We start from the raw sequence: 19,950 nt of genomic DNA, 5'->3' as shown, positions 1-19,950 counted from the left end.
CTTTAACTAGATAAATAATGTGTTTGTGCCATGTAAATCAATTGTTTCGTATCTCTTGGCAATAGAGCTCTAGCCTCTTCCAAATTCAGATTTGGATAAACTCTCTTATTTGAAACCGCAAGAGGAAGCCTGATGCATAGTTCAGGATTTTTTAATATCATTTCAATGAAATCCGTTAATCTTAGATTGTCACGGTTCTTAAATCGTAATAAATTGGGAGATAGAAACTCAAAACAATCTGAAGAATAGCTCATCATCTCAATTAATTTATCCTTTGTCATTTCAGAAATCGAATGACAAGACACCTCGATGCCATACTTTTGAAAGAAATCCAAAAGAAGTTGATTTCTTTGGCTATTTTTACTTAGATAGAGATCAATCATGGGAGACCTCCCAAAGATTCGGTTCCATTTGATATTCTGAGACGATTAAGGAATCTAATGAATTTGAGAAGTTAATCGATTTCTTGTCTTCATCATAAGCTTTTACAGTTACTTGGGTTGTAAGTATTCCTTCTTTTCCCTCGGCTCGATAGCCTTGTCCATATAAAACAAAAACAAGATTCTGATTATCATCTACAAAGGCATCAACCCCATTCTTTATGTCTTGACTTTCAAGGAATTCCATAACGTTTTGAAGATAGGACTCGTAAAATAGTGGGTAGTTGTGTTTTTTATGGTAATCATCTAAAAATGTTACTTCAAACTCACATGGATAATTGGGCATCAAAAATAATTGTTCATCCAGCTGTTTGATTTCTGCATCATGTAATTCTGTTTCTAATTCATCACAATCTAGTATTGATTCTTTATTTAATGCTTTCATCTTTTTCCTCTATTTCTTTTAATGTTTTTGCGATTGCGGTAATCACAGGAACGGTTACACTATTACCAGCTTGTTTATAGAGCTGACTATTACTAGAGACTTTTCTAGCAGCTTCAAAAGCCCAATCAGGAAAGCCCTGCAGTCTAAAACACTCTTTAGGAGTGATTCGTCGTATCCTCAAACGGTAAAATTGCCCATCAATTAAGACACCAGCTACTTGGTAAACTTGTTTATCTTCTCCTTCATAGCTAGCCACTACTACTCCCATTTGCCCACTAGTTGTTAACGTATTCGCTATACCTTTTCCAACTCTACCACGACGATACTGAGAACTTGGTCTCTCCAAATTGATTGAATCCCCAATCTCTGCTTGAGCATATCCTTTTTTCGTTGCCTCTCGGACTTTTAGAAATTGGATTGGTTCTGGAATCAGTATTTTGGGGATTTTATCTCCACCTTGCATCGTAGTCAGTGTTGGAGATAGCCCCTCACTTCCATAGACGCGACCAGTTTCCTTAAAGCTAGTTGGTAAATCTCCAACAACGACAATACCATGGCGATCCTGAGTATTTAAAGTAAACATTGGCTCTTGATTATCCTTGAAATGTCTACCATTTTGTCTTTTTTCTAATCTGTCTGGTGTCATACAAGGAATCGCAACTTTAAATCCTTCTCCTTTTCCACGAACTAAGGTTGGCGCAAGACCTTCTGAATAATAGACTTTACCACTCATTCCACTTCTTGATGGATTTAAATTCCCTAGTGCTTTCAAAGTCTCAGGGTTAGTTGCTTGACCTTCTCGTCTGAAAGGAAATAGGAGTCTGGTACCTTTCTTTCTAGAATGTCCGATAATAAACACCCTCTCTCTGTTTTGGGGAACGCCAAAATCCTTACTGTTAAGCACCTGCCACTCAACATCAAACCCCAACTCATCAAGTGTGGTAAGAATTGTGGTGAACGTCCGTCCCTTATCGTGATTGAGTAGGCCTTTAACATTTTCAAGAAAAAGAAAACGTGGTTGGATTTGTTTGGTCGCTCGAGCAATTTCAAAGAACAAAGTTCCTCTAGTATCTTCAAATCCCAATCGTCTTCCTGCGATTGAAAATGCTTGACAAGGGAATCCCCCACAGATGACATCGACTTTCCCTCTAAGTTTTTTAAATTCGTCATCTGAAACATCTCGTATGTCATGAAATTCTATTTCTCCTTCCGTTTGAAAAATGGACTTATAAGATTTCCTAGCAAATTTATCAATCTCACAAAATCCAATACACTCGTGTCCAACACTTTCCATTCCAAGTCTAAATCCACCTATACCTGAAAATAAATCAATAAATCTCATTTCTTTATCCCCCCTTTCTGATCGACTATCAATGTCCAAAAAGTCACACCACTTGAAATTAAAATGAGCATAACTAATATCCACTCGATTGGTGACATTTTAACCACCTCCTTTTCTAACACGGTTATTCCAAACGGAATACAAGCCGTTAAACACAAATTCAGCAAGTACTTCCGCTCGTCTAACAAAGCGAACATTGTCAAGAGCATACTGATAGATTCTCTCAAAATCAGTCATAGCAATTTCACTGGCTGTTTCAGAAAAACCTTCTCGTCTAAATTGATCTTGTACCAATCCCCAAATATAATCTCGATCATATTTTGTGACCTTTTCTACTTTTCTTCTCAAGATAGGTTGAGTATTCCTCTCCTCCTCATCCTCAATAAATAAAGAATCAGTCTCACTATATTTAGTCTCACTAACTTCAGTCTCACTAGGGGCTGAATAAGAGACGGGGGCCGTTTCATTTTCAACCTGCCCTAGTCTTTTTTTAACACTAGCCCTGTTTGAATTACCTACTGGGGTAGAAGATAATTCCCCTAAATAAATCTTATTAGCTAGTCTTCCTTTCTCACTTGAAGACTGTTGAACTTCATCAATTAAGTCATATTCTTTAAGAGTTTTTTTGATGGACAGTAATTTTGACTTCGAACAACCTAACAGCCTCATCAGTTTAGAATTAGAAAATACTAAATAGACTGATCCTTCTTCATCTATCCAACCACGACTAAGAGATAATTCTAAACGATCTTTTAAAATAGAATAAGCCACCTTTACTTCTAGTTTCATATCCATATATTTCTCATCCTCAAAAAGAATTTTAGGTAATTTGTAATACCGTTCTGAAGTTTGGTATTGATTTGCGGTAATTCGTTTCATAGCGCTCCTCCAAGTTCTTTGAGTATTAAATCTCCACTTGATTCCAATCGAACCAAGCCATTTTTTTCTAATTCAGCCATAAGAGAGATGGCTTCAACAATGTCAATTCCCATTTCACGTACTAAAAATGAAATGACAATATAGCGTGATGATTGTAGTTCTTTTGTCATTTTCCCTCCTGAAAATAAAAAAACGGAAAGATTGTGAAATTCCTTTCCGTAACATAATAAATATTTGAACACCAAACTCAACACCAAAAAAATGTTTTTATTGATGATTATTGCTCAATCAAGCATATATAACAATGTGAAGAATTAAAATCTAAACCAATAAAAACCCTTGAATTTCAAGGGCTTTAAGCATTTATTCTACTTCACAATGTTTTATTATTTTAAATCTTCTAGACCAACCATTGAATAGTGGCCATAATATATCTCCTTCGGATTGAAAAAACTGTAAAAACGTTTTCTTTCTTATCCTCTATTCTATCATAAATTAGTCTTTTTTGCATAAGCTTTTGTTTGTAATAGCTACTTTTTAAAGGAAGACTGATTTCAACCCCACTTGATTTGTATATTAACCTTATATAAAATTCTATATCTTATATATTTAGTTTTAGATGAGTATTCGAGATAAAAATGGGACTATACAATTTGTCAAAATTCCTTCTATCCAGCTTTCTTGTGCTGAGGATAGATGATCTGCTTGGATGCTTTCTTTTAAAAAATCTCGAACTTGTTCTGGTGCGATTTCAAACTCAAAGGCTTTCATTTTATAGAAAAAGTCGAGCAGATGGTCTGACAGATATTCGGTTGAAAATGGCACTTCTCCACTCTTTCGATATTCTAATAAGAGCCGAGAAAATCGTGCTTTTTCTTCAGGGAGCTCACGAAAATAGGAATTGAGGATCCAGGTCTGCTTCTGCTTTCTTTCAATTGGATCCTGCCCGGCTATTCGTTGGTCTTTTTCCAACTCTTTTTGGTATTGTTTGGCCTTGATAGCCCGCTCTGTCCGGTTTTTACCAAAAAGTATTTTCTCCCACTTGCGTTCTTCTTGAGTCAGGGTTTCTGTAAAGCCAAAGTAATCTTGGTAGGCACGCTCTGCTGGTCCCATGGCTAGTACCAGATTGTCTGCATATTGCTTGGCGATTCTATCTCTTTTCTTGCGCTCTTTCTCTGCTTGAATACGGAGTTCTTGTTCGTAGTCAATTTTCTCCTTACCTAGCTTGACAAGGTAGAGTTGGTCATCCGGTTTTCCAAGTAAAAAGGGCTTGATATACTTTTCTAGGACTTCTTCCATCCGATCCTTTTTCCTGGGCTCTGCCTTGGTCCAACTTCCTCCTCGAAAGACTTCTAGGAAGAGCTGGTAGTCTCTTTCAGGTGTGAACTGATTGCCACGATTGGGTTTAAAAACACCTTTTTCCCAGAGCCACTTTAGAAGACGTTCGTCAAAGTCACTTTTGTTAACCTTGATTTTTTCTTTTTTCTGGGCTTTTCTGGTCAGATTTTCGACCTTTCTGAGTAGTTTTTCTTCCTCTTCTAGTTGCTGGTCAAGGCTTAATCGATGAAAATGCCGAACACAATCGCTACCGATCGGAAAGAGGCGTTGTCCGGTGACACCGTTAAAGAGTTCGTAAGCGTACTTGATGGCATTTCCACAGACACAATTGCTACGGCCGATTCCATTAAAAATCAAGGAAACTTCATTCCATTCCTTGGTAGCTTGTTCCCAAGTATCAGCTTTTGAAGCCTGTAACACCGCATCATGCAGGGATTTTCTAACTGGAAGTGTCATGAGGTCTCCTTTCTAGATTATACTTTTACAACTTGAACCTCTTCTTTACCTAGTAAAATCAAGTATTTTTCAATATTTTCAATCGAATAGGCTCGTGATAAAGCCTCTCCGTATAGGGCTAATTGACCACGATAACGATTTATGAGTTGACTTGGATCATCATAGCGATCTGTCTTATAGTCGAACAGAACGATTTTGTCTTCGTAAAGCAGATAGCCATCAAGGATACCACGGACAACGAAATCTTCCTGACTCTTTTGGTCTCGTTTGAGCATGGAGAAAGGTTGCTCGCGATAGAGATGGTTGGTATTAGCAAGAATTTCCTGACCGAGTGCTGTGTCAAAGAATGCAAGAATTTTCGAAAGATTAATCTTGTCTCTGACAGCTGGGCTGGTTTGAACTTGTCTGAGAGTTTCTGTCAGGCTAGCAAGCGTTGGTCGCTGACTGAGGTCAATTCTCTGCATGAGTTCGTGGGTAGCACTGCCGATTTCAGCTCCAGTTACTTTTTCTTTGGTTGAAAAATCTGGCAAATCAAAGTTGATTTTCTTATCTACTGACTGGCCTTGACCTGCAATCTCGACACCTTCCATATCCATAACTGGTTCGTAGAATTTCTTGATTTGACTTGGGGTTTGAACGCTAGGAAGTTCAATGGCTGCGCGGTGAAGATTATTATAAACTTCCACCTCTTTCAGTATTTCAAGGGCTTCTTTGATGGTTTCTGACTGACGGTTATCTGCTTGAGAGCTATCTTGGAGAGGACTTTTGGTTTCCAATTCTCCGATAGCTTCTTTAGTCAGCTGATCTTCACCAACAAAACGATAGCTAAAGTTGAGATGATCCTTGGCAAATACTTTACTGATAGCCCAAATCCAATCTTGGAAATTCTTGGCTTGCAGTCTAGTGTTGCTGTTTAGTTTTCCATTTTTAGCTGCTGGGTATTCTTTAGCTTCCAACTTTTCACGAGAACCCTTGCCGACAAGATAGAGCTTTTTCTCAGCCCTTGTCATAGCAACATAAAGAAGGCGCATCTGTTCTGAATAGCTTGCTAGCTGTAATTCATCTTCATTTTGACTATAGGTCAAGCTGGGAATGGAGAGTTTGATGGTTTTAGGATAGTGAGCTTCTACTGCTCCTGTCTCCATCTTGGCAATATATTTGACACCAAGACCATTCTGACGGCTGAGAATGACTTCTGATATAGAGTCTTGCTTGTTAAAGTCTTGATCCATATTGAGAATAAAGACGTAAGGAAACTCCAGCCCTTTACTTTTGTGGATGGTCATGAGCTCTACTGCATCTTTTGGCGGTGCGACAGCCACGCTTGCAAGATCGTGCTGGGCTTCCAAGACATGGTTAATCATACCAATAAAACGTGACAAGCCCTTAAAATTACTCTTTTCAAACTGGTCTGCTCTCAAAGCTAGGGCATAGAGATTGGCGTGTCTAGCAGGTCCATTTGGCAAAGCCCCAACATAGTCATAATAAAAACGGTCATTGTATATCTTCCAAATCAAGTCATAGAGGGAGTGGGATTTGGCATACAAGCGCCAAGAAGCCAAGATATCCATAAATTGCTTTAGTTTCTCAGCTAGAGCTGTGTGAATCAAGTTTTTCTGGCTGCTAGCCAGTTTTTGTGCATTGACAAGTTTTTCATAGAGATTTTCTTGGATTTTATCCTCTGCTTTCTGAAGAGATAAACGTGCTAACTCGTCCTCATCAAAGCCAAACATAGGAGACTTCATAAGGGCAACCAAGGCATAGTCTTGAAGAGGATTGTGAATGACACGAAGGGTGTCTAGCATGACTTGCACTTCTAGGGATTGGAGATAATTGTTTTGCTCTCCATCGGTTTTGACAGGAATCCCGTACTCAGACAGGGCTAGAAGAATCTGGTCATTACGACTGCGACTGGAGGTCAGAAGGGCAATTTCCTTAAAGGCAACACCTTGTTCCTTATGGAGTTTCAGAATCTCCTTGATGACTAAGCGCATCTCACCAGTTAGTTTCGTTTCTGCTTGGCTCTCTTCTTCCTCACCTGTGTCGTCCTTATCGTAGAGGAAGAATTCTGCCTTGTTGTCAGGATTTGGAGTCAGTTTGGTATTGGTAAAAACAAGCTGGTGCATGTTATCATAGTTGATTTCTCCGACCTCTTGGTCCATAAGGCGTTCAAAAACATCATTGGTTGCTGATAGCACTTCTGAACTACTACGGAAATTTTCCTTGAGCAATATCAACTTGCCTTCTTGGGGATTTTGCGAATAGCCTTGGAACTTTTCATTGAAAATCTGCGGGTCTGCTTGACGGAAACGATAGATAGACTGCTTGATATCTCCCACCATAAAGCGATTGTGGCCATTAGACAGCAATTCCAGCATCCGTTCTTGAATATGGTTGGTATCCTGATACTCATCGACCATGACTTCATGGAAGCGCTCCTGATAAGCCTCACGGACTTGCGGGAATTTCTCTAAAATTTCAATGGTGTAATGGCTGATATCAGCAAACTCAAAGGCATTTTCCTGGCGTTTGCGCTGACGATAAGCTTCCACAAAATCACTCATGAAAGACTGGAAGGTTATAGCTAGCTCCCAGGTCTCTCCATGATAACGTTCTTGATAGTCGAGAATCGTTATCTGGTCTGCTAGTTGTCCTAGTTTAGCAAACTGGGTCTTTCTCTCTTCGTTATAGGAATCGGCCAGCGGCTTCAAATCAGCCTTACGGCTGGCATTAGTCAGAGATCGGCCGTTTTTCTCTTTCGAAATTGCGACAACACGCGCAAGCACTGTTTGATAAGCCTGACTATCGGACTCCTGATTTAAAGAGCCAATTTCATCCAGAATCAACTGAACATTCTCTAGATAAGCAGCCTTTGCAAACTCCTTGGCATCGTTATCCAGATGATAACGGAAAAAGCTTTCCAAATCCCAAAGGGCTTGTTTGATTTGCTCAGTCAGTTTTTCTTTTTCACTGCTAAAATCAGCTTTTTCAAAGCCTTTTAAGAAAGATTCACTCAGCCATTTCTGAGGATTGCTGGTGGATTGGAGAAAGTCATAAATTTTATAGACCTGCTGGCGTAGCCCACGTTCATCCTTGCCACGTCCAGCAAAGTTTTTCAGCAAATGACTAAAGGTCTCTTTCTGTTTGCCTTGGTAATGGGCTTCAAATACCTCATGAAAGACTTCGTTTTTTAGAAGAAGTTGCTCGCTTTGGTTTTGTAAAATACGGAAATTTGGCGCAATATCAAGCAGATAGCCATGTTTACCAAGGAATTTTTGTGTGAAAGAGTCCATGGTCCCGATGGCTGCGTTGGGTAGGTCTGCCAACTGGCGACCCAAGTGTTGTTTGAGGTCGACGTCATCGCTTTCTTGGATTTGTTGGCTGATTTTTTTCTCCAAACGTTCTTTAAGCTCTGTGGCAGCCTTAACGGTAAAGGTTGAGATAAAGAGTTGACTGATTTCCACTCCACGCGCTAATTGGTCCAGAATACGCTCGGCCATGACAAAGGTCTTCCCAGAACCAGCTGATGCTGAAACAAGAATATTCTGACCAGAAGTGTAGATAGCTTCGATTTGCTCGGCAGTTTTCTTTTGTTCCTTGCTCGAATTTGCTTCTGCTTCTTGCAGTTTTTGAATCTCCTCCTCAGTTAAAAAGGGAATAGGCTTCATCGATTCAACTCCTCTCTTATTTTTTCAAACCAAGCTTGCTTGAGTTTTTCTCCGATCAGACGCTTACCGTCAGCTAAATCTAACTTTTCTAGGAAACGGGCTTGGCCCAAGTGGTAATTAGCTTCAAATCCTGTGATGGCTTGATATTGCTGAACATACGGTGCAATACTTCTGCCATTTTCAGTATAAGGGTTAATGGCGAACTGACCTTCTAAAATTTTCTCAGCTGCTTTCTTGTAAAGATGGGCATTGTAGTCCAGTAGGAGCTGAAATTCCTCATCCGTCAGCTGATTGGCCTTATTTTTATTGTAAAATTCGCCCAAATGACTACTTTCTTTTTCTAAAAAGAGTCCTTGGTATTTCATAGACTTGCTGGCTTCTACTACTGCGCCTGCCAGACTTTTAACGGCCATCAAAGATTGGACAGGCTCAGCCATTTCCAAGTACATGGCACCAAAAAAGTTCTGCTCCCCTTCTCTTTTTAAGGCAGCTAGATAAGTTGGCAACTGAGAATTGAGGCCATTAAAGAAATGAGGAAACTGGAACTGGGTCAGACTGGATTTGTAGTCTACTACTCCTATCGATCCATCAGCTTTCAAACGGTCAATCCGGTCCACCTTACCTCGTACAAAGACACTGCGACCATTGTCCAATTGAATAAAGGCCTGCTCTTTTCCACCGAAATTCGCCTCTTCTTTGATGGTTTCAATAGCTGGATTATGGCGGAGAATATGACCAGTCGTCCGTGCCACATCAAGCAGAATTTCCTTGGTAAACTGGGCTTCCAAACTTTCCTGATAAATAGCCTCAAATTCGCGTTCTTGACTGGTTTCTTGGATAGCTTGTTCTAAACGTTTGTCAAAGGAATCTTCGTCAGGCAACTGCAAGGCACGTTCAAAAATGCGGTGTAAGAAATTTCCGTGACTGCGAGCATCAGGACGCAGGCGTAATTCTTCTTGCAAGCCTAAAACGTAGCGAAGAAAATAACTGTATTCATTGCGGTAAAACTCCGTCAAACCGGAGGTAGACAGGTAAAACTCCTGATCAGTAGGATAGAGAGCTTGTAAGGTATCCTTATCCAACTGCTTACTGCTTGGACTGGTTGGGAGGGCTGGATTTTCCAGACCTTGCTGGTCTAGTTTTTTACCCATGACACGCGCCAAAACCTTAATAAATGTCAAATCTTGCTCAGTCTCACTCATCTCGCCCTGCTGGTGATAGGCAACCAGACTAGACAAAAGACTGTGATATGACCCCATATCTTCCTTAGATAGCCCTTTGTGATTCAACCTCTTCTCTCTCCGCCTAAATCCCAAATGGACCAGCTCTTGCAGATAGGCTGACTCCTTACTTTCACTTTCATTAAAAAGGCTTGGAGCCGACAAAACCAACTGCTTACGAGCAGAATTGACCAAGGAAAGCATAGTATAGCGATTTTTCTTGAGGTTTTCACTGCTGGCAATCTGCAATTGCGCTCCCTCTTCAGTCGTTTGGTTTAAATTTTGTCTTTCTTCGTCTGTCAAAAGACTGGTGTTTTGGGCAATTTTTGGTAAATTGTCCTGTGTTAGCCCAATGGCGTAGACAAAGTCAGCCGTTAAGGGTGCAATCAAATCGTAACTCTGCACCAGGACAGTGTCCACTGTTGCTGGAATGGTACGGTATTGGGACAAACTCATTCCAGAATGGAGCAAGGCTAGAAAGTCCTCTAGATTAACTTGCGAACCAGCAAAAACAGTCGCAAATTGTTCTAAAACATGACAGAATGCCTTCCAAACTTCAGTCTGTCTTTCCTGATCAAGAGCTTCCATAGTGGCTGTCAAATCTTGGAGCTGCTTGGTCACATCTCCTTCTTTTAGAAAAGAGTTCCACTTTTGTAAGAGATTTTCAGTCTTTTGTTTTCGACTGGCAAAGAGGGTTTCAAGAGGGGTTAAAATACGCAGACGAAGAGCATTTAAACGTTCCAGATTAAATTTCCCATGGTGGGATTTGGTAAAGGTTTGCTGAAAGGCTGGCAAGCCATTGATACCAAGATAACGGATATATTGCTCAAAAGCATCAATATCCGCTTGGCTAAGGTCGGTATACAGACCTGTTCTAAGAAGGTTTATCAAATCCTCCTGACGGAAACGATAGCGTTTCAAAGCCAAAATAGACTCAACAAACTGTGTCAAGGGGTGGTGCGCCATGGATTCGCTTCTACCAAGATAGAAAGGGATCTGATACTGGTCAAAAATGGTTTTCAGCGATAACTGGTAAGAAGCTACATCCCCCAAGAGAATACGAAAATGCTTGTAACTCAGATTTGAGTTCTCGTGCAATTTCTGACGGATGCTACGGGCTACTAGCTCCAACTCCTCCTTTTGCGTCAAGCAAGACCAGATTTGTAAGTTTTCACGGTCCTTATCATCGACATCCAAGGTGAATTCTGAAAAGTCATAAGAAGACTCCAACAAACGAGAGGCCTTGTCAAAACTATCCATCTTCTCATGGGTCTGAGAACGGTCCTGAGCAGGTGTTTGGTATTTAGAGGCTAGATGATGGAGAAACTCCACACTGGCTTGATAGAGATTGCCCTCACTAAAAGGACTGGTATAAGCTTTCTTACTAGCATAAACCCCAGTGACAATCTCAACACCCTTGCCATGAAGTAGGTCCACAATCCGCTCTTCCTCAGCAGAAAAACGGGTAAATCCATCAATAACTAAGGCAATCTGGCTAAAATCACTACTTACTTTGTCATTCTCAATAGCCTCAATCAAATGGGATAACTGACTTCCTTGAGACAACTGACCCTGATTGAGGTAGGCCGTTACTTTCTCAAAAATCAAGAGCAAATCGGCTCGCTTATCCTCATCTGTTAAACTCTCCAAGTCCAAAAAACTCATTTGAGCAGTCGTCATCTCGTGGTAAAGCTCAATCAACTGCTGGATAAATTGAGGATCCTGCTTGATAGCTCCATAAACACGTAAATCCTTAGGATCAAGTTCGGCAAGACATTTGTAAAATGCCATCCCAAGACCAATGTCATCTAGACTGGTCTTGGCAGGCAAGTCATTCAAGATCAGGTAACGAGCCATCTGCGCAAAGCGCGTGACGGTAATTGCAAAAGAAGCCTGCTGGGACAAGCATTCCAGCACGGCGCGTTCCTTTTCAAAAGAAAGAGAGTTGGGAGCGATGTAGAAGACCCTCTTGCCAGCAGCAACTAGCTCTTCCGCCTCTCTGGTTAGAATTTTTGTCAAAGAAGTCCGAATATCAGTATAAAGTAATTTCATCTCTGCCTCGTTAGAATTTTTCATTACCTTTTATTATACCATGATTAGCCACCCAAGTCTGAAAATAATCAGTTCTTGCTCACCTGTTGAAAAAAAATGCCGGAAAGTTCCGACATTGTTTTAGTAAGCTAACTTCCTGAAAATAGGAGTAACCACACATTCCAGAAGGCAGTGATATTGATGAGAATATGAACTAGTATTGGATAGTAGAGATTTTTAGTCATGCGATACAATAGAGCCAAAATAAGCCCTCCACTAGCATAAATGGAAAAAGCAAGAGGTGTTAAAGCGAAATTGATATGAATATAACCGAAAATAATAGCAGAAAGCAAGACATCTCCGTACCAAGGCGAGTTTTTGAAAAAGGTTGTCATAAGCACACCGCGATAAATCAATTCCTCAGCAATAGGGCCGATGAAGCAAGCTATGAGCAAGAAATAGGGTAATTCCTGTCTCCCTATCATTTCTATCGTTTCATTCAAAGAAATTTGATTTGAAGACGAGGGTATGAAATAAGACAAGAGGAAGTCCGACATATACGAAATGATGTAGCCCAGTAAAAGGTAGATAAAGTACCTCAACTGCCACTTAAAATGAAAAGTCTTCTTTCCTGCAAAAACTAGTAGATAGATGACTGCTGACAAAAGAACACCACTTTCCAGCAAAAGTAGAATCTGAAAAAACTCACGACTTGCTGGTAGATAGGACTTTGCTAGGTGATTGAAAACTCTCCAAAAACAAGTTGATTTGTAAAAAAATTAAGGACAATGCTAGTAAAATTTGAATAATCCGTTTTTTCATATTAAATTCTCAGCTTTTCTTTTTCTTGACTAGAATATTGAATAGAATGGTCTGCTTAAGTGAATAACAAACTTAGTATAGCATATCTTTGTAAAATATCCTCTTCAAATCATGAATTGTTATCAAAACATCTTAAACTGTAAAATCAATTATCCCCAAGCTCTCTATCATTTTCTTCTCCAAAATATGCTATAATAATACCAAAAGATAAAGAAGGAAGTCTTATGATTAAACTACTAGCCTTGGATATGGACGGAACCCTCCTCAATGAAGCCAAGGAAATCCCTCAAGCTCACATCACTGCTATTCATCAAGCTATTGAAAAAGGTGTCAAACTGGTTCTCTGTACGGGTCGCCCGCTTTTCGGTGTCCTCCCTTACTACAAAAAACTGGGACTTGACCTCCAGAATGAGTACGTTATTGTGAACAACGGTTGCTCAACTCATCAAACGAGCGACTGGAGCTTAGTTGACTGGCAAGAACTCAGTCCAGCTGACATCGAATACCTCTATAATCTTGCTGAAAAAAGTGATGTTCAGTTGACTCTTTTTGATGAGGAACACTATTTTGTCCTCGGTGGCAAGCCAAATCAAGTCATTGAAAATGATGCCAAACTAGTCTTTTCAGACCTGACTGAAATTTCCCTTGAGGAAGCTACCAGTGGTAAGTACCGTATGTTCCAAGGTATGTTTTTGGGTACAAAAGAGCAAACAGATGATTTTGAAGAGCGTTTTGCTGAGGAACTCTGCCAACGATTCAGTGGAGTTCGTTCGCAGCCTGTCATTTATGAAGCTATGCCACTTGGTACGACAAAGGCTACTGCTCTTTCTCGACTAGCAGATATTTTGAAGATTGATCCCTCAGAAATTATGGCCATGGGCGATGCCAATAACGATATCGAAATGCTCCAGTTTGCAGGCCTTGGTATTGCTATGGGAAATGCCAGCGATTATGTCAAATCTCTTGCGGATGCCGTTACAGCCAGCAATGAAGAAGACGGTGTTGCGCGTGCCATTGAGAAATATATTTTATAATTAAGAAGCCCAGTTCGTGTCAACTGGGTTTTGATATTTAAGAATTCCTAAAACTTTAGAAACTCTTTAGAAATGCTTGAGCTTTCTTTGATTTCTATGCTTTATACTAAAATTATCAAAATAAATCAAAAGGAGAGAATCATGAAAACAGTACTTGACATTCATGGATTGTCCAAAAACTTTGACAAACAAGCTATTCTTCAGGATCTTCATCTAACGATAAGAGAAGGAGATATTTATGGACTTATCGGAAAGAACGGAGCTGGGAAAACCACCTTGATAAAAATCATTACGCAACTACTGTTTGCGGATAAAGGGACTGTTTCCCTCTTCTCTAGCCAAACGGAAAATGAGTGGACCAAGGCCCTATCTCGAGTAGGTTCTGTTATCGAATCACCTGTAGCTCATAATCACTTAACAGCCTATCAAAATCTGAAATATTACTGTATGATTCGTCATATTCCAAATGCTGATCAAGTCATTCGAGAAACGCTGGACTATGTAGGTTTGTCAGATACAGGTAAGAAAGTCTTTCGTGATTTCTCGCTAGGAATGAAACAAAGACTTGGTATCGCCATTGCCCTTCTATCCAAACCAGACTTCCTAATCTTAGATGAACCTATCAATGGTCTCGACCCAATCGGTATCAAAGAATTTCGTCTGATGATTCAACGGCTCAATCAAGAAAAAGGGATCACCATTCTCATCTCTAGCCATATCTTGTCAGAACTCTATCTCCTAGCCAATCGTTTTGGTATTTTAGATCAAGGCAAGATTATCCGTGAAATCAGTAAAGCTGAATTTGAAACACTAAGTGAGGATTATATTGTCCTTAAGACAGCTGATCAAGAGAAAGCTTGTCAAGTATTGAAAGAACAAATCCAGCTCCAGTTTAAGGTTGTTAATTCTGAAAACGAAATTCACATCTTTGGTCAGGAACAAGATGTCAAACAGATTCTTAAGCAATTAACCTTGGCAGATGTTGCCATTGACGAGATTTACTATGCCCGTCAAAACCTAGAAGAATACTTTACTCAATTGGTCCAATAGGAGGAAAATCATGATACATACCATTCAAGCAGACTTTTACCGTCTTTTCCGATCCAAAGGTTTTTGGATTACAGAGGTCATTCTCTTTGTACTCATGTTAATGGGGGCTATTTTTGGAGCTACTGGTCATCTGATGGCAATCAATACAGAAGAACCAGAAATTCCAACCCATGGTTGGGACGGTGTACAGGCACTTATTAACGCATCTAGTCAAGGTTCAAACCTCGTTTTTCTCTGTATCGTCCTAGCCTGCCTCGTTCTTGGAGTTGATTTAATCGGCAAACTCTATAAAAATAATTTAACAGTGGGTGTTTCTCGCGCCGAGTTTTTCCTTGCCAAAGCCTTTGTATTGACTTGTATTGCACTTTTGCAACTCATCATCGGTCTCGTGATTGCCTTTATTCCAGCAACTATCTTAAATGGATTTGGAACTATGCCTGATGGCTTTATTGGCAATCTACTGATAACCATTTCCCTTCAATTCCTTTGCCTCCTTGCTTGGCTTTCCATTGTTTCCTTTATTCTCTATGTGAGTCATTCTTATCTTGCAGTATTTATTGGTTATTTGGTCAGCTCTATCTTACTTTCTATGCCAATGCTCATCTTCCCAAGTATCAAAATTTTGCCATATTTATCATTGCAGTTTTTCTATGCTATGACTGCTAATAGTGAATCCATTTTCTATACACTTATAGTTACCTTAGCTGTTATTGTAATCTTTAATCTAAGTGGACTGGCAGTTTTCAAAAAGAAAAGTCTATAAAAAAGACCTCCTCTAGCCTACAGAGGAGGTTTCTTTTCGTTAAAAATAAATAAAAACCGATAACCACTGCCCATCTGTGCCTAGTTTCATCTCTGCACCAAGAAGATGGCATAATTCCTCAGTGATGTAAAGGCCTAAACCAGAGGATTCTTCCGTATCTGATAGATTTTCAGAATAAAAACGGTTGCTGAGATTTTCTATTTTTTTTATGGGCTGTTTGACAAGGTTTGCAATCTCTAAGACAAGCTGTTCCTTTTCCTTTCTCAAAGATAGACGTGCTTCTTCCTTGCCATGCTTGAGGACATTTCCAAGCAGATTTTGTAAAATTCTATCCAGTAAGTCTTCATCAGTCCTCATTTTCAAACCAGCTTCAACCTTAAAATCAAGCGTGATATTTGCCGCCTGAAAAACATCATAATAAGCCAGAGTCTTTTTGGTGATAAAAGCTGAAAGATCCACTTCTTCCAGTTTCGGTTTGACAGCTCCTTCCATCAAACGACGGTATTCTAGGAGAGCCTCCAAACGTTTGGAAACTAAATCAAGATGCTGGGATATTTTTTGTAAGGTTTCTGATTTGTCTTCAGGATTTTTTATCAATTGTTGGGTGTAGCCTGACGCGATAGTCAGAGGGGTCCGAATATCATGGGCGATATTGCTGATGGCCATATCCAGAGTCTGCTTTTCCCTTTTCATCACCAACCGAGATTGTTCTACTTCCTGAAATAAATTCTCAATCTGCTGGTAGAGATGTAAAAAATGTTTGGAAAAAATGCTGACTCCGACTCTTTTCATACTACCCGTGAGAATCTTGTCTTCAATCTGTTGACTCAGGTTTTTAAGTGCTAGATGGTAGCGAATCAATGCAATCGATAAAATAATTAAGAGTACCAGTAGGATAAAGATTATCATGTAGGTCATTGCTTGTCTCCTTTTAATCTTACCCCAACTCCCCAAATGGTTTCAATATATTCTTGATTTGGGTCAAGCTGGTTTAATTTTTTACGAAGATTACTCAAATGCGTATTGAGGGTATTATCTCCAGGTAGGTAGCTATCCTCCCAGACCAATTCATAAAGTTCTTCCTTGGTGAAAATTTTCTTAGGATGTTTGAGGAGAGTTTGGAGAATCAAGCATTCTTTCTTGGCAAGGCGAATCGTTTCCTGGTTATTTTTGATTTCAAAACTTTCTGCATCAAACTGGATATTTTTCAAGTTTTGTGGCAGATTTTCAGTTTTTACAATTTCCACAGGCTGTTTTTCTGCACTTTGGCGTAGTTGAACAGTAACTCTAGCAAAGACTTCGTCCAAATCAAAAGGTTTCACTATGTAATCATTGGCACCGTCTAAAAGGTATTGGCTGATAAGTTTTTTATCGCTCAAAGCCGTTAGCATAATGACTGGAATTTGACTTTGTTCCCTGATAGCTTTTAAAACCTGATCACCATTTTTCCCAGGAAGCATGATATCTAGCAAAACGAGTTCAATCCCACCTTGGTCAAAACGCATGATGCCTTCAGTTCCTGAAAAGGCTTGAATCACTTCATGCTCCTCAGTAAGAAGTGTTCGCAAAATCTCTTGAATGTCACTATTGTCTTCAATAACCAATATCCTAGCCATAAATACCAACCTTTCTGCAACTATTATAGCACGTTTTATTGATAAAGCTTAAACAGAAAAGCTTTTTCCTATTTTTCATTAGAATCGTGTTCATTAAAATCGTGCAACTTTTTTCAGATTGTTTTAAAAGATTGTATTTCTTATATTTTTTCTTTATACTGGATAAAAAGGAGTATAATATGTCAGAAACAAATCACGAAATTGATTCAAACTTTGCAGGGCGTTTAAATATCCTGCGTGCTGGTGTTCTTGGTGCTAATGATGGAATTATTTCCATTGCTGGAGTGGTTATCGGGGTTGCCAGTGCTACAAGCAATATCTGGATTATCTTTTTATCAGGTTTTGCGGCTATTTTAGCTGGTGCCTTTTCAATGGCTGGTGGAGAATATGTATCCGTTTCAACTCAAAAAGATACTGAGGAAGCAGCCGTTGCGCGTGAGCAGCTCTTGCTAGACCAAGATATGGAACTAGCCAAAAAGTCTCTCTATGCTGCCTATATCCAAAACGGAGAATGCGAAACCTCTGCCCAACTCTTAACCAACAAGGCCTTTCTTAAAAATCCACTCAAGGCTTTGGTAGAGGAAAAATATGGGATTGAGTATGAAGAGTTTACCAATCCTTGGCATGCTGCTATCTCTAGCTTTATTTCTTTTTTCCTTGGTAGCTTACCACCTATGCTTTCAATTACCATTTTCCCAAGTGATTACCGCATTCCTGCTACTGTCCTTATCGTTGGTGTGGCCCTTCTTCTCACTGGTTACACTAGTGCCAAACTTGGAAAAGCCCCAACCAAAACGGCTATGATTCGGAACCTCGCTATTGGCCTCTTGACCATGGGAGTTACCTTCCTGCTCGGACAACTTTTCAGCATTTAGAACATAAGAAATACCTCGATTTTGAAGTCGAGGTATCTTTTTTTACATTTGCACAATCTTGCGATAACTTCTTGAAGTAATCATGAAAATCAGCACATAGGCGATGAGGAAGATAGCGCAGATAGACAAGGTCACAATCAACATCATATTCGTATCTATTACACCAATCACTTTTAAAATCAGACTAAGCATATGGTAGGCAAAGGCTAGATGTATGAAGGCAAAAAGCAAAGGAAGGAAGAAAACAGTTAAAACCTGTTTGTTGATGGTTTGCTTGATTTGCTTTTGATCTAAACCAACTTTCTGCAAGATAATAAAGCGTTCACGGTCTTCATAGCCTTCAGAAATTTGTTTGTAGTAGATGACCAGAACGGTTCCGACCATAAAGATAATGGATAGGAAAATACCGATAAAGAAGATACCACCAAAGAGGGCACTCATCTGAGCACTAGCATCTGCTAGATTGCTACCATACACATAGCTACCTTCAGTGTTTAATTGAGCATTAAACTTTTGTAAGTATTTTTCATATTCTTCAGCGACTTTGAGTTGTTCTTCTTCACTGATATTTACATTCATACCACCGTAAAGCTGATTATAGATAGCCGAATCTGGGAATTGGTCTAAAAATGCTTGCAAATTAGGAACAACAAGGTAATTGTAATCAGTAGTAAAAATATTAAACTGATTTGGGACATGATTCACAATAAAATCTGTATTAAATTCTTCTTTGACAGAAAATTGATGGTTATTTAGAGTTAGAGCTTTCTGTCCTTTCAGTCCGTCATTTTTGGCAAAGAGACCGACCTCATTCCCTGATAGAGACAGTTTTTGACCAGTCATATTTTCATAATCTTTTTGGTCAAATACCATGAAGACTGTTTTAGGTTGGACACGGTTTTGTCCTTTTTCAAAAATGGTTAACTTGGTTCCTTCTTGATTTGCAATACCAAAGTTACTGTAACGAAGCACTTCTTTCTCTTTGACAGTATAACCTTTGTCACTTGCAAACTGGCTCAAGAGTTTGTCCAAATCTTCTTTTTCAACATTTTGTCCAGTAATGCCAAAGTCATGCGGATTCATCACTTTTTTAAAGGATTCTGAGGCATTGAAAATGCTTGTCGCTGCTGACATGGTTACCAAAACCATTGTTGACAAGATAGCGATAGTTGCTAGTCCAACCGCATTTTTCTTCATACGGAAAATCAAGTTGGAAACAGAGATAAGATTATTTGGTTGGTAATAGTATTTCTTATTTTTCTTTAAGATTTGGAGGAAAACGGTAATTCCTGCATTAAACAATAGATAAGTACCAAAGATAACCAGTAAAACAGCTAAGAAGAAGGTTGTTAAGGCTGTAAGAGGATCGGTTACCGTAAGGGCAAGATAATAGCCAATCCCTAAACTAATCGAACCAAGAATAGTTTGGAGAGGTAGGAAACGACCTCTTTTCTCTCCGCTAGCTTTCTCACGAGAGAGCTGGAGGGCATTCATACGGGCGATTCGAAGGGCATTCAGGAACATGAGGCCTAGGAAAATCAAACCGAAGACAACAAGTACTGCAATGACAACATTCATTTGGAAGGTAGCGACCAGCTCAACCTTCAATTTCATCAGTTTGAGCAAGAAAGCGAAAATCAACTTGTCAAACAAGGCTCCAATACCGATACCTGCTCCAACAGTTAGAATCCCAAATAGCACTAACTCCTTAAAGGTCATACTGATAAGATGACGCTTCTCCAAGCCCAACATGCCATAAATTCCCAGTTCCTTGGAACGGTTTTTCATAACAAAACTATTGGCATAGAGGACGATTATCGCTGACGCAAGTGTGACGACAAACATACCAAATCCAAGAGTAGCTTGAATGGTTGATCCTCCACGGATTTCCGCAATCTTGGGATTGAAAGTTAGAGAGTAAAAGAGATAGGTGACAGTGACTGCCAAGAGAACAGCCAGCGCAAAAGGATAGTAGAGTTTGCGGTTTTTAATCAAGTTCGATACCGCTAACTTATTGGTTAATCGAAACAT

15 protein-coding genes and 1 pseudogene are annotated in these 19,950 nt (G+C 39.6%); 4 read left to right on the top strand and 12 right to left on the bottom strand.

Annotated features, from left to right (window positions below):
• Positions 1-2: 2 nt before the first annotated feature.
• From ABKJ27_RS04515 to ABKJ27_RS04475, 9 genes and pseudogenes are all read right to left on the bottom strand, one after another.
• Positions 3-383: an arsenate reductase family protein gene (locus ABKJ27_RS04515; RefSeq protein ID WP_000566534.1), complete on the bottom strand. Its 381-nt coding sequence runs from the start codon at positions 381-383 to the stop codon at positions 3-5.
• Positions 376-825: a hypothetical protein gene (locus ABKJ27_RS04510; protein WP_000645892.1), complete on the bottom strand. Its 450-nt coding sequence runs from the start codon at positions 823-825 to the stop codon at positions 376-378. Before ABKJ27_RS04510 ends, ABKJ27_RS04515 begins: the two co-directional genes overlap by 8 nt.
• Positions 809-2,167, bottom strand: coding sequence for a DNA (cytosine-5-)-methyltransferase (dcm, locus tag ABKJ27_RS04505; RefSeq protein ID WP_261106093.1), 1,359 nt, complete (start codon positions 2,165-2,167; stop codon positions 809-811). The genes ABKJ27_RS04510 and dcm overlap by 17 nt, the downstream gene beginning before the upstream one ends.
• 99 nt (positions 2,168-2,266) lie before the next feature.
• On the bottom strand, positions 2,267-3,046 hold the full coding sequence (locus ABKJ27_RS04500) for a replication initiator protein A (RefSeq protein ID WP_410012134.1): 780 nt from the start codon (positions 3,044-3,046) through the stop codon (positions 2,267-2,269).
• Positions 3,043-3,216, bottom strand: a complete 174-nt coding sequence (locus ABKJ27_RS04495; RefSeq protein WP_000159601.1) for a hypothetical protein — start codon at positions 3,214-3,216, stop codon at positions 3,043-3,045. The genes ABKJ27_RS04500 and ABKJ27_RS04495 overlap by 4 nt, the downstream gene beginning before the upstream one ends.
• A gap of 445 nt (positions 3,217-3,661) precedes the next feature.
• Positions 3,662-4,840, bottom strand: a complete 1,179-nt coding sequence (locus ABKJ27_RS04490; RefSeq protein WP_410012133.1) for a hypothetical protein — start codon at positions 4,838-4,840, stop codon at positions 3,662-3,664.
• A 17-nt stretch (positions 4,841-4,857) separates the two neighbouring features.
• Positions 4,858-8,508 (bottom strand): helicase-exonuclease AddAB subunit AddA, encoded by a 3,651-nt coding sequence (gene addA / locus ABKJ27_RS04485; protein WP_410012132.1) that lies wholly within the window; start codon positions 8,506-8,508, stop codon positions 4,858-4,860.
• Positions 8,505-11,780 (bottom strand): ATP-dependent nuclease subunit B, encoded by a 3,276-nt coding sequence (rexB, locus tag ABKJ27_RS04480; RefSeq protein WP_410012131.1) that lies wholly within the window; start codon positions 11,778-11,780, stop codon positions 8,505-8,507. Before rexB ends, addA begins: the two co-directional genes overlap by 4 nt.
• A 128-nt stretch (positions 11,781-11,908) precedes the next feature.
• Positions 11,909-12,581, bottom strand: a pseudogene (locus ABKJ27_RS04475) (CPBP family intramembrane glutamic endopeptidase).
• A 224-nt stretch (positions 12,582-12,805) separates the two neighbouring features.
• Here ABKJ27_RS04475 and ABKJ27_RS04470 point away from each other — a divergent pair.
• The 3 genes from ABKJ27_RS04470 to ABKJ27_RS04460 all read left to right on the top strand — a co-directional run bounded on the left by ABKJ27_RS04470 (position 12,806) and on the right by ABKJ27_RS04460 (position 15,428).
• Entirely contained in the window at positions 12,806-13,615 is an 810-nt protein-coding gene (locus ABKJ27_RS04470) for a Cof-type HAD-IIB family hydrolase (RefSeq protein ID WP_410012130.1), read from the top strand.
• Positions 13,616-13,756: 141 nt separating this feature from the next.
• Positions 13,757-14,665 carry an ABC transporter ATP-binding protein gene (locus ABKJ27_RS04465; RefSeq protein ID WP_112443588.1) on the top strand — a complete coding sequence of 303 codons (909 nt, stop codon included), beginning with the start codon at positions 13,757-13,759 and terminating at the stop codon, positions 14,663-14,665.
• A gap of 10 nt (positions 14,666-14,675) precedes the next feature.
• Entirely contained in the window at positions 14,676-15,428 is a 753-nt protein-coding gene (locus tag ABKJ27_RS04460; protein ID WP_410012129.1) for an ABC transporter permease, read from the top strand.
• A 39-nt stretch (positions 15,429-15,467) separates the two neighbouring features.
• On the opposite strand, the gene ABKJ27_RS04455 is transcribed toward ABKJ27_RS04460, so the two are convergent.
• Positions 15,468-16,346, bottom strand: coding sequence for a sensor histidine kinase (locus ABKJ27_RS04455; protein ID WP_410012128.1), 879 nt, complete (start codon positions 16,344-16,346; stop codon positions 15,468-15,470).
• Positions 16,343-17,044: a response regulator transcription factor gene (locus ABKJ27_RS04450; RefSeq protein WP_112443585.1), complete on the bottom strand. Its 702-nt coding sequence runs from the start codon at positions 17,042-17,044 to the stop codon at positions 16,343-16,345. Before ABKJ27_RS04450 ends, ABKJ27_RS04455 begins: the two co-directional genes overlap by 4 nt.
• A gap of 179 nt (positions 17,045-17,223) precedes the next feature.
• Between ABKJ27_RS04450 and ABKJ27_RS04445 the strand changes: the two genes are divergently transcribed.
• On the top strand, positions 17,224-17,919 hold the full coding sequence (locus tag ABKJ27_RS04445; RefSeq protein WP_261140976.1) for a VIT1/CCC1 transporter family protein: 696 nt from the start codon (positions 17,224-17,226) through the stop codon (positions 17,917-17,919).
• Between the two features lie 42 nt (positions 17,920-17,961).
• On the opposite strand, the gene ABKJ27_RS04440 is transcribed toward ABKJ27_RS04445, so the two are convergent.
• A complete protein-coding gene (locus tag ABKJ27_RS04440) occupies positions 17,962-19,950 on the bottom strand; it encodes an ABC transporter permease (RefSeq protein ID WP_410012127.1) in 1,989 nt (662 codons plus the stop codon).

The sequence above is a fragment of the Streptococcus sp. KHUD_011 genome (assembly GCF_046352925.1).
Classification (GTDB): domain Bacteria; phylum Bacillota; class Bacilli; order Lactobacillales; family Streptococcaceae; genus Streptococcus.
The sequence above is the reverse complement of the archived record's forward strand: the minus strand, read 5'-3'. Positions and strand labels throughout refer to the sequence as shown.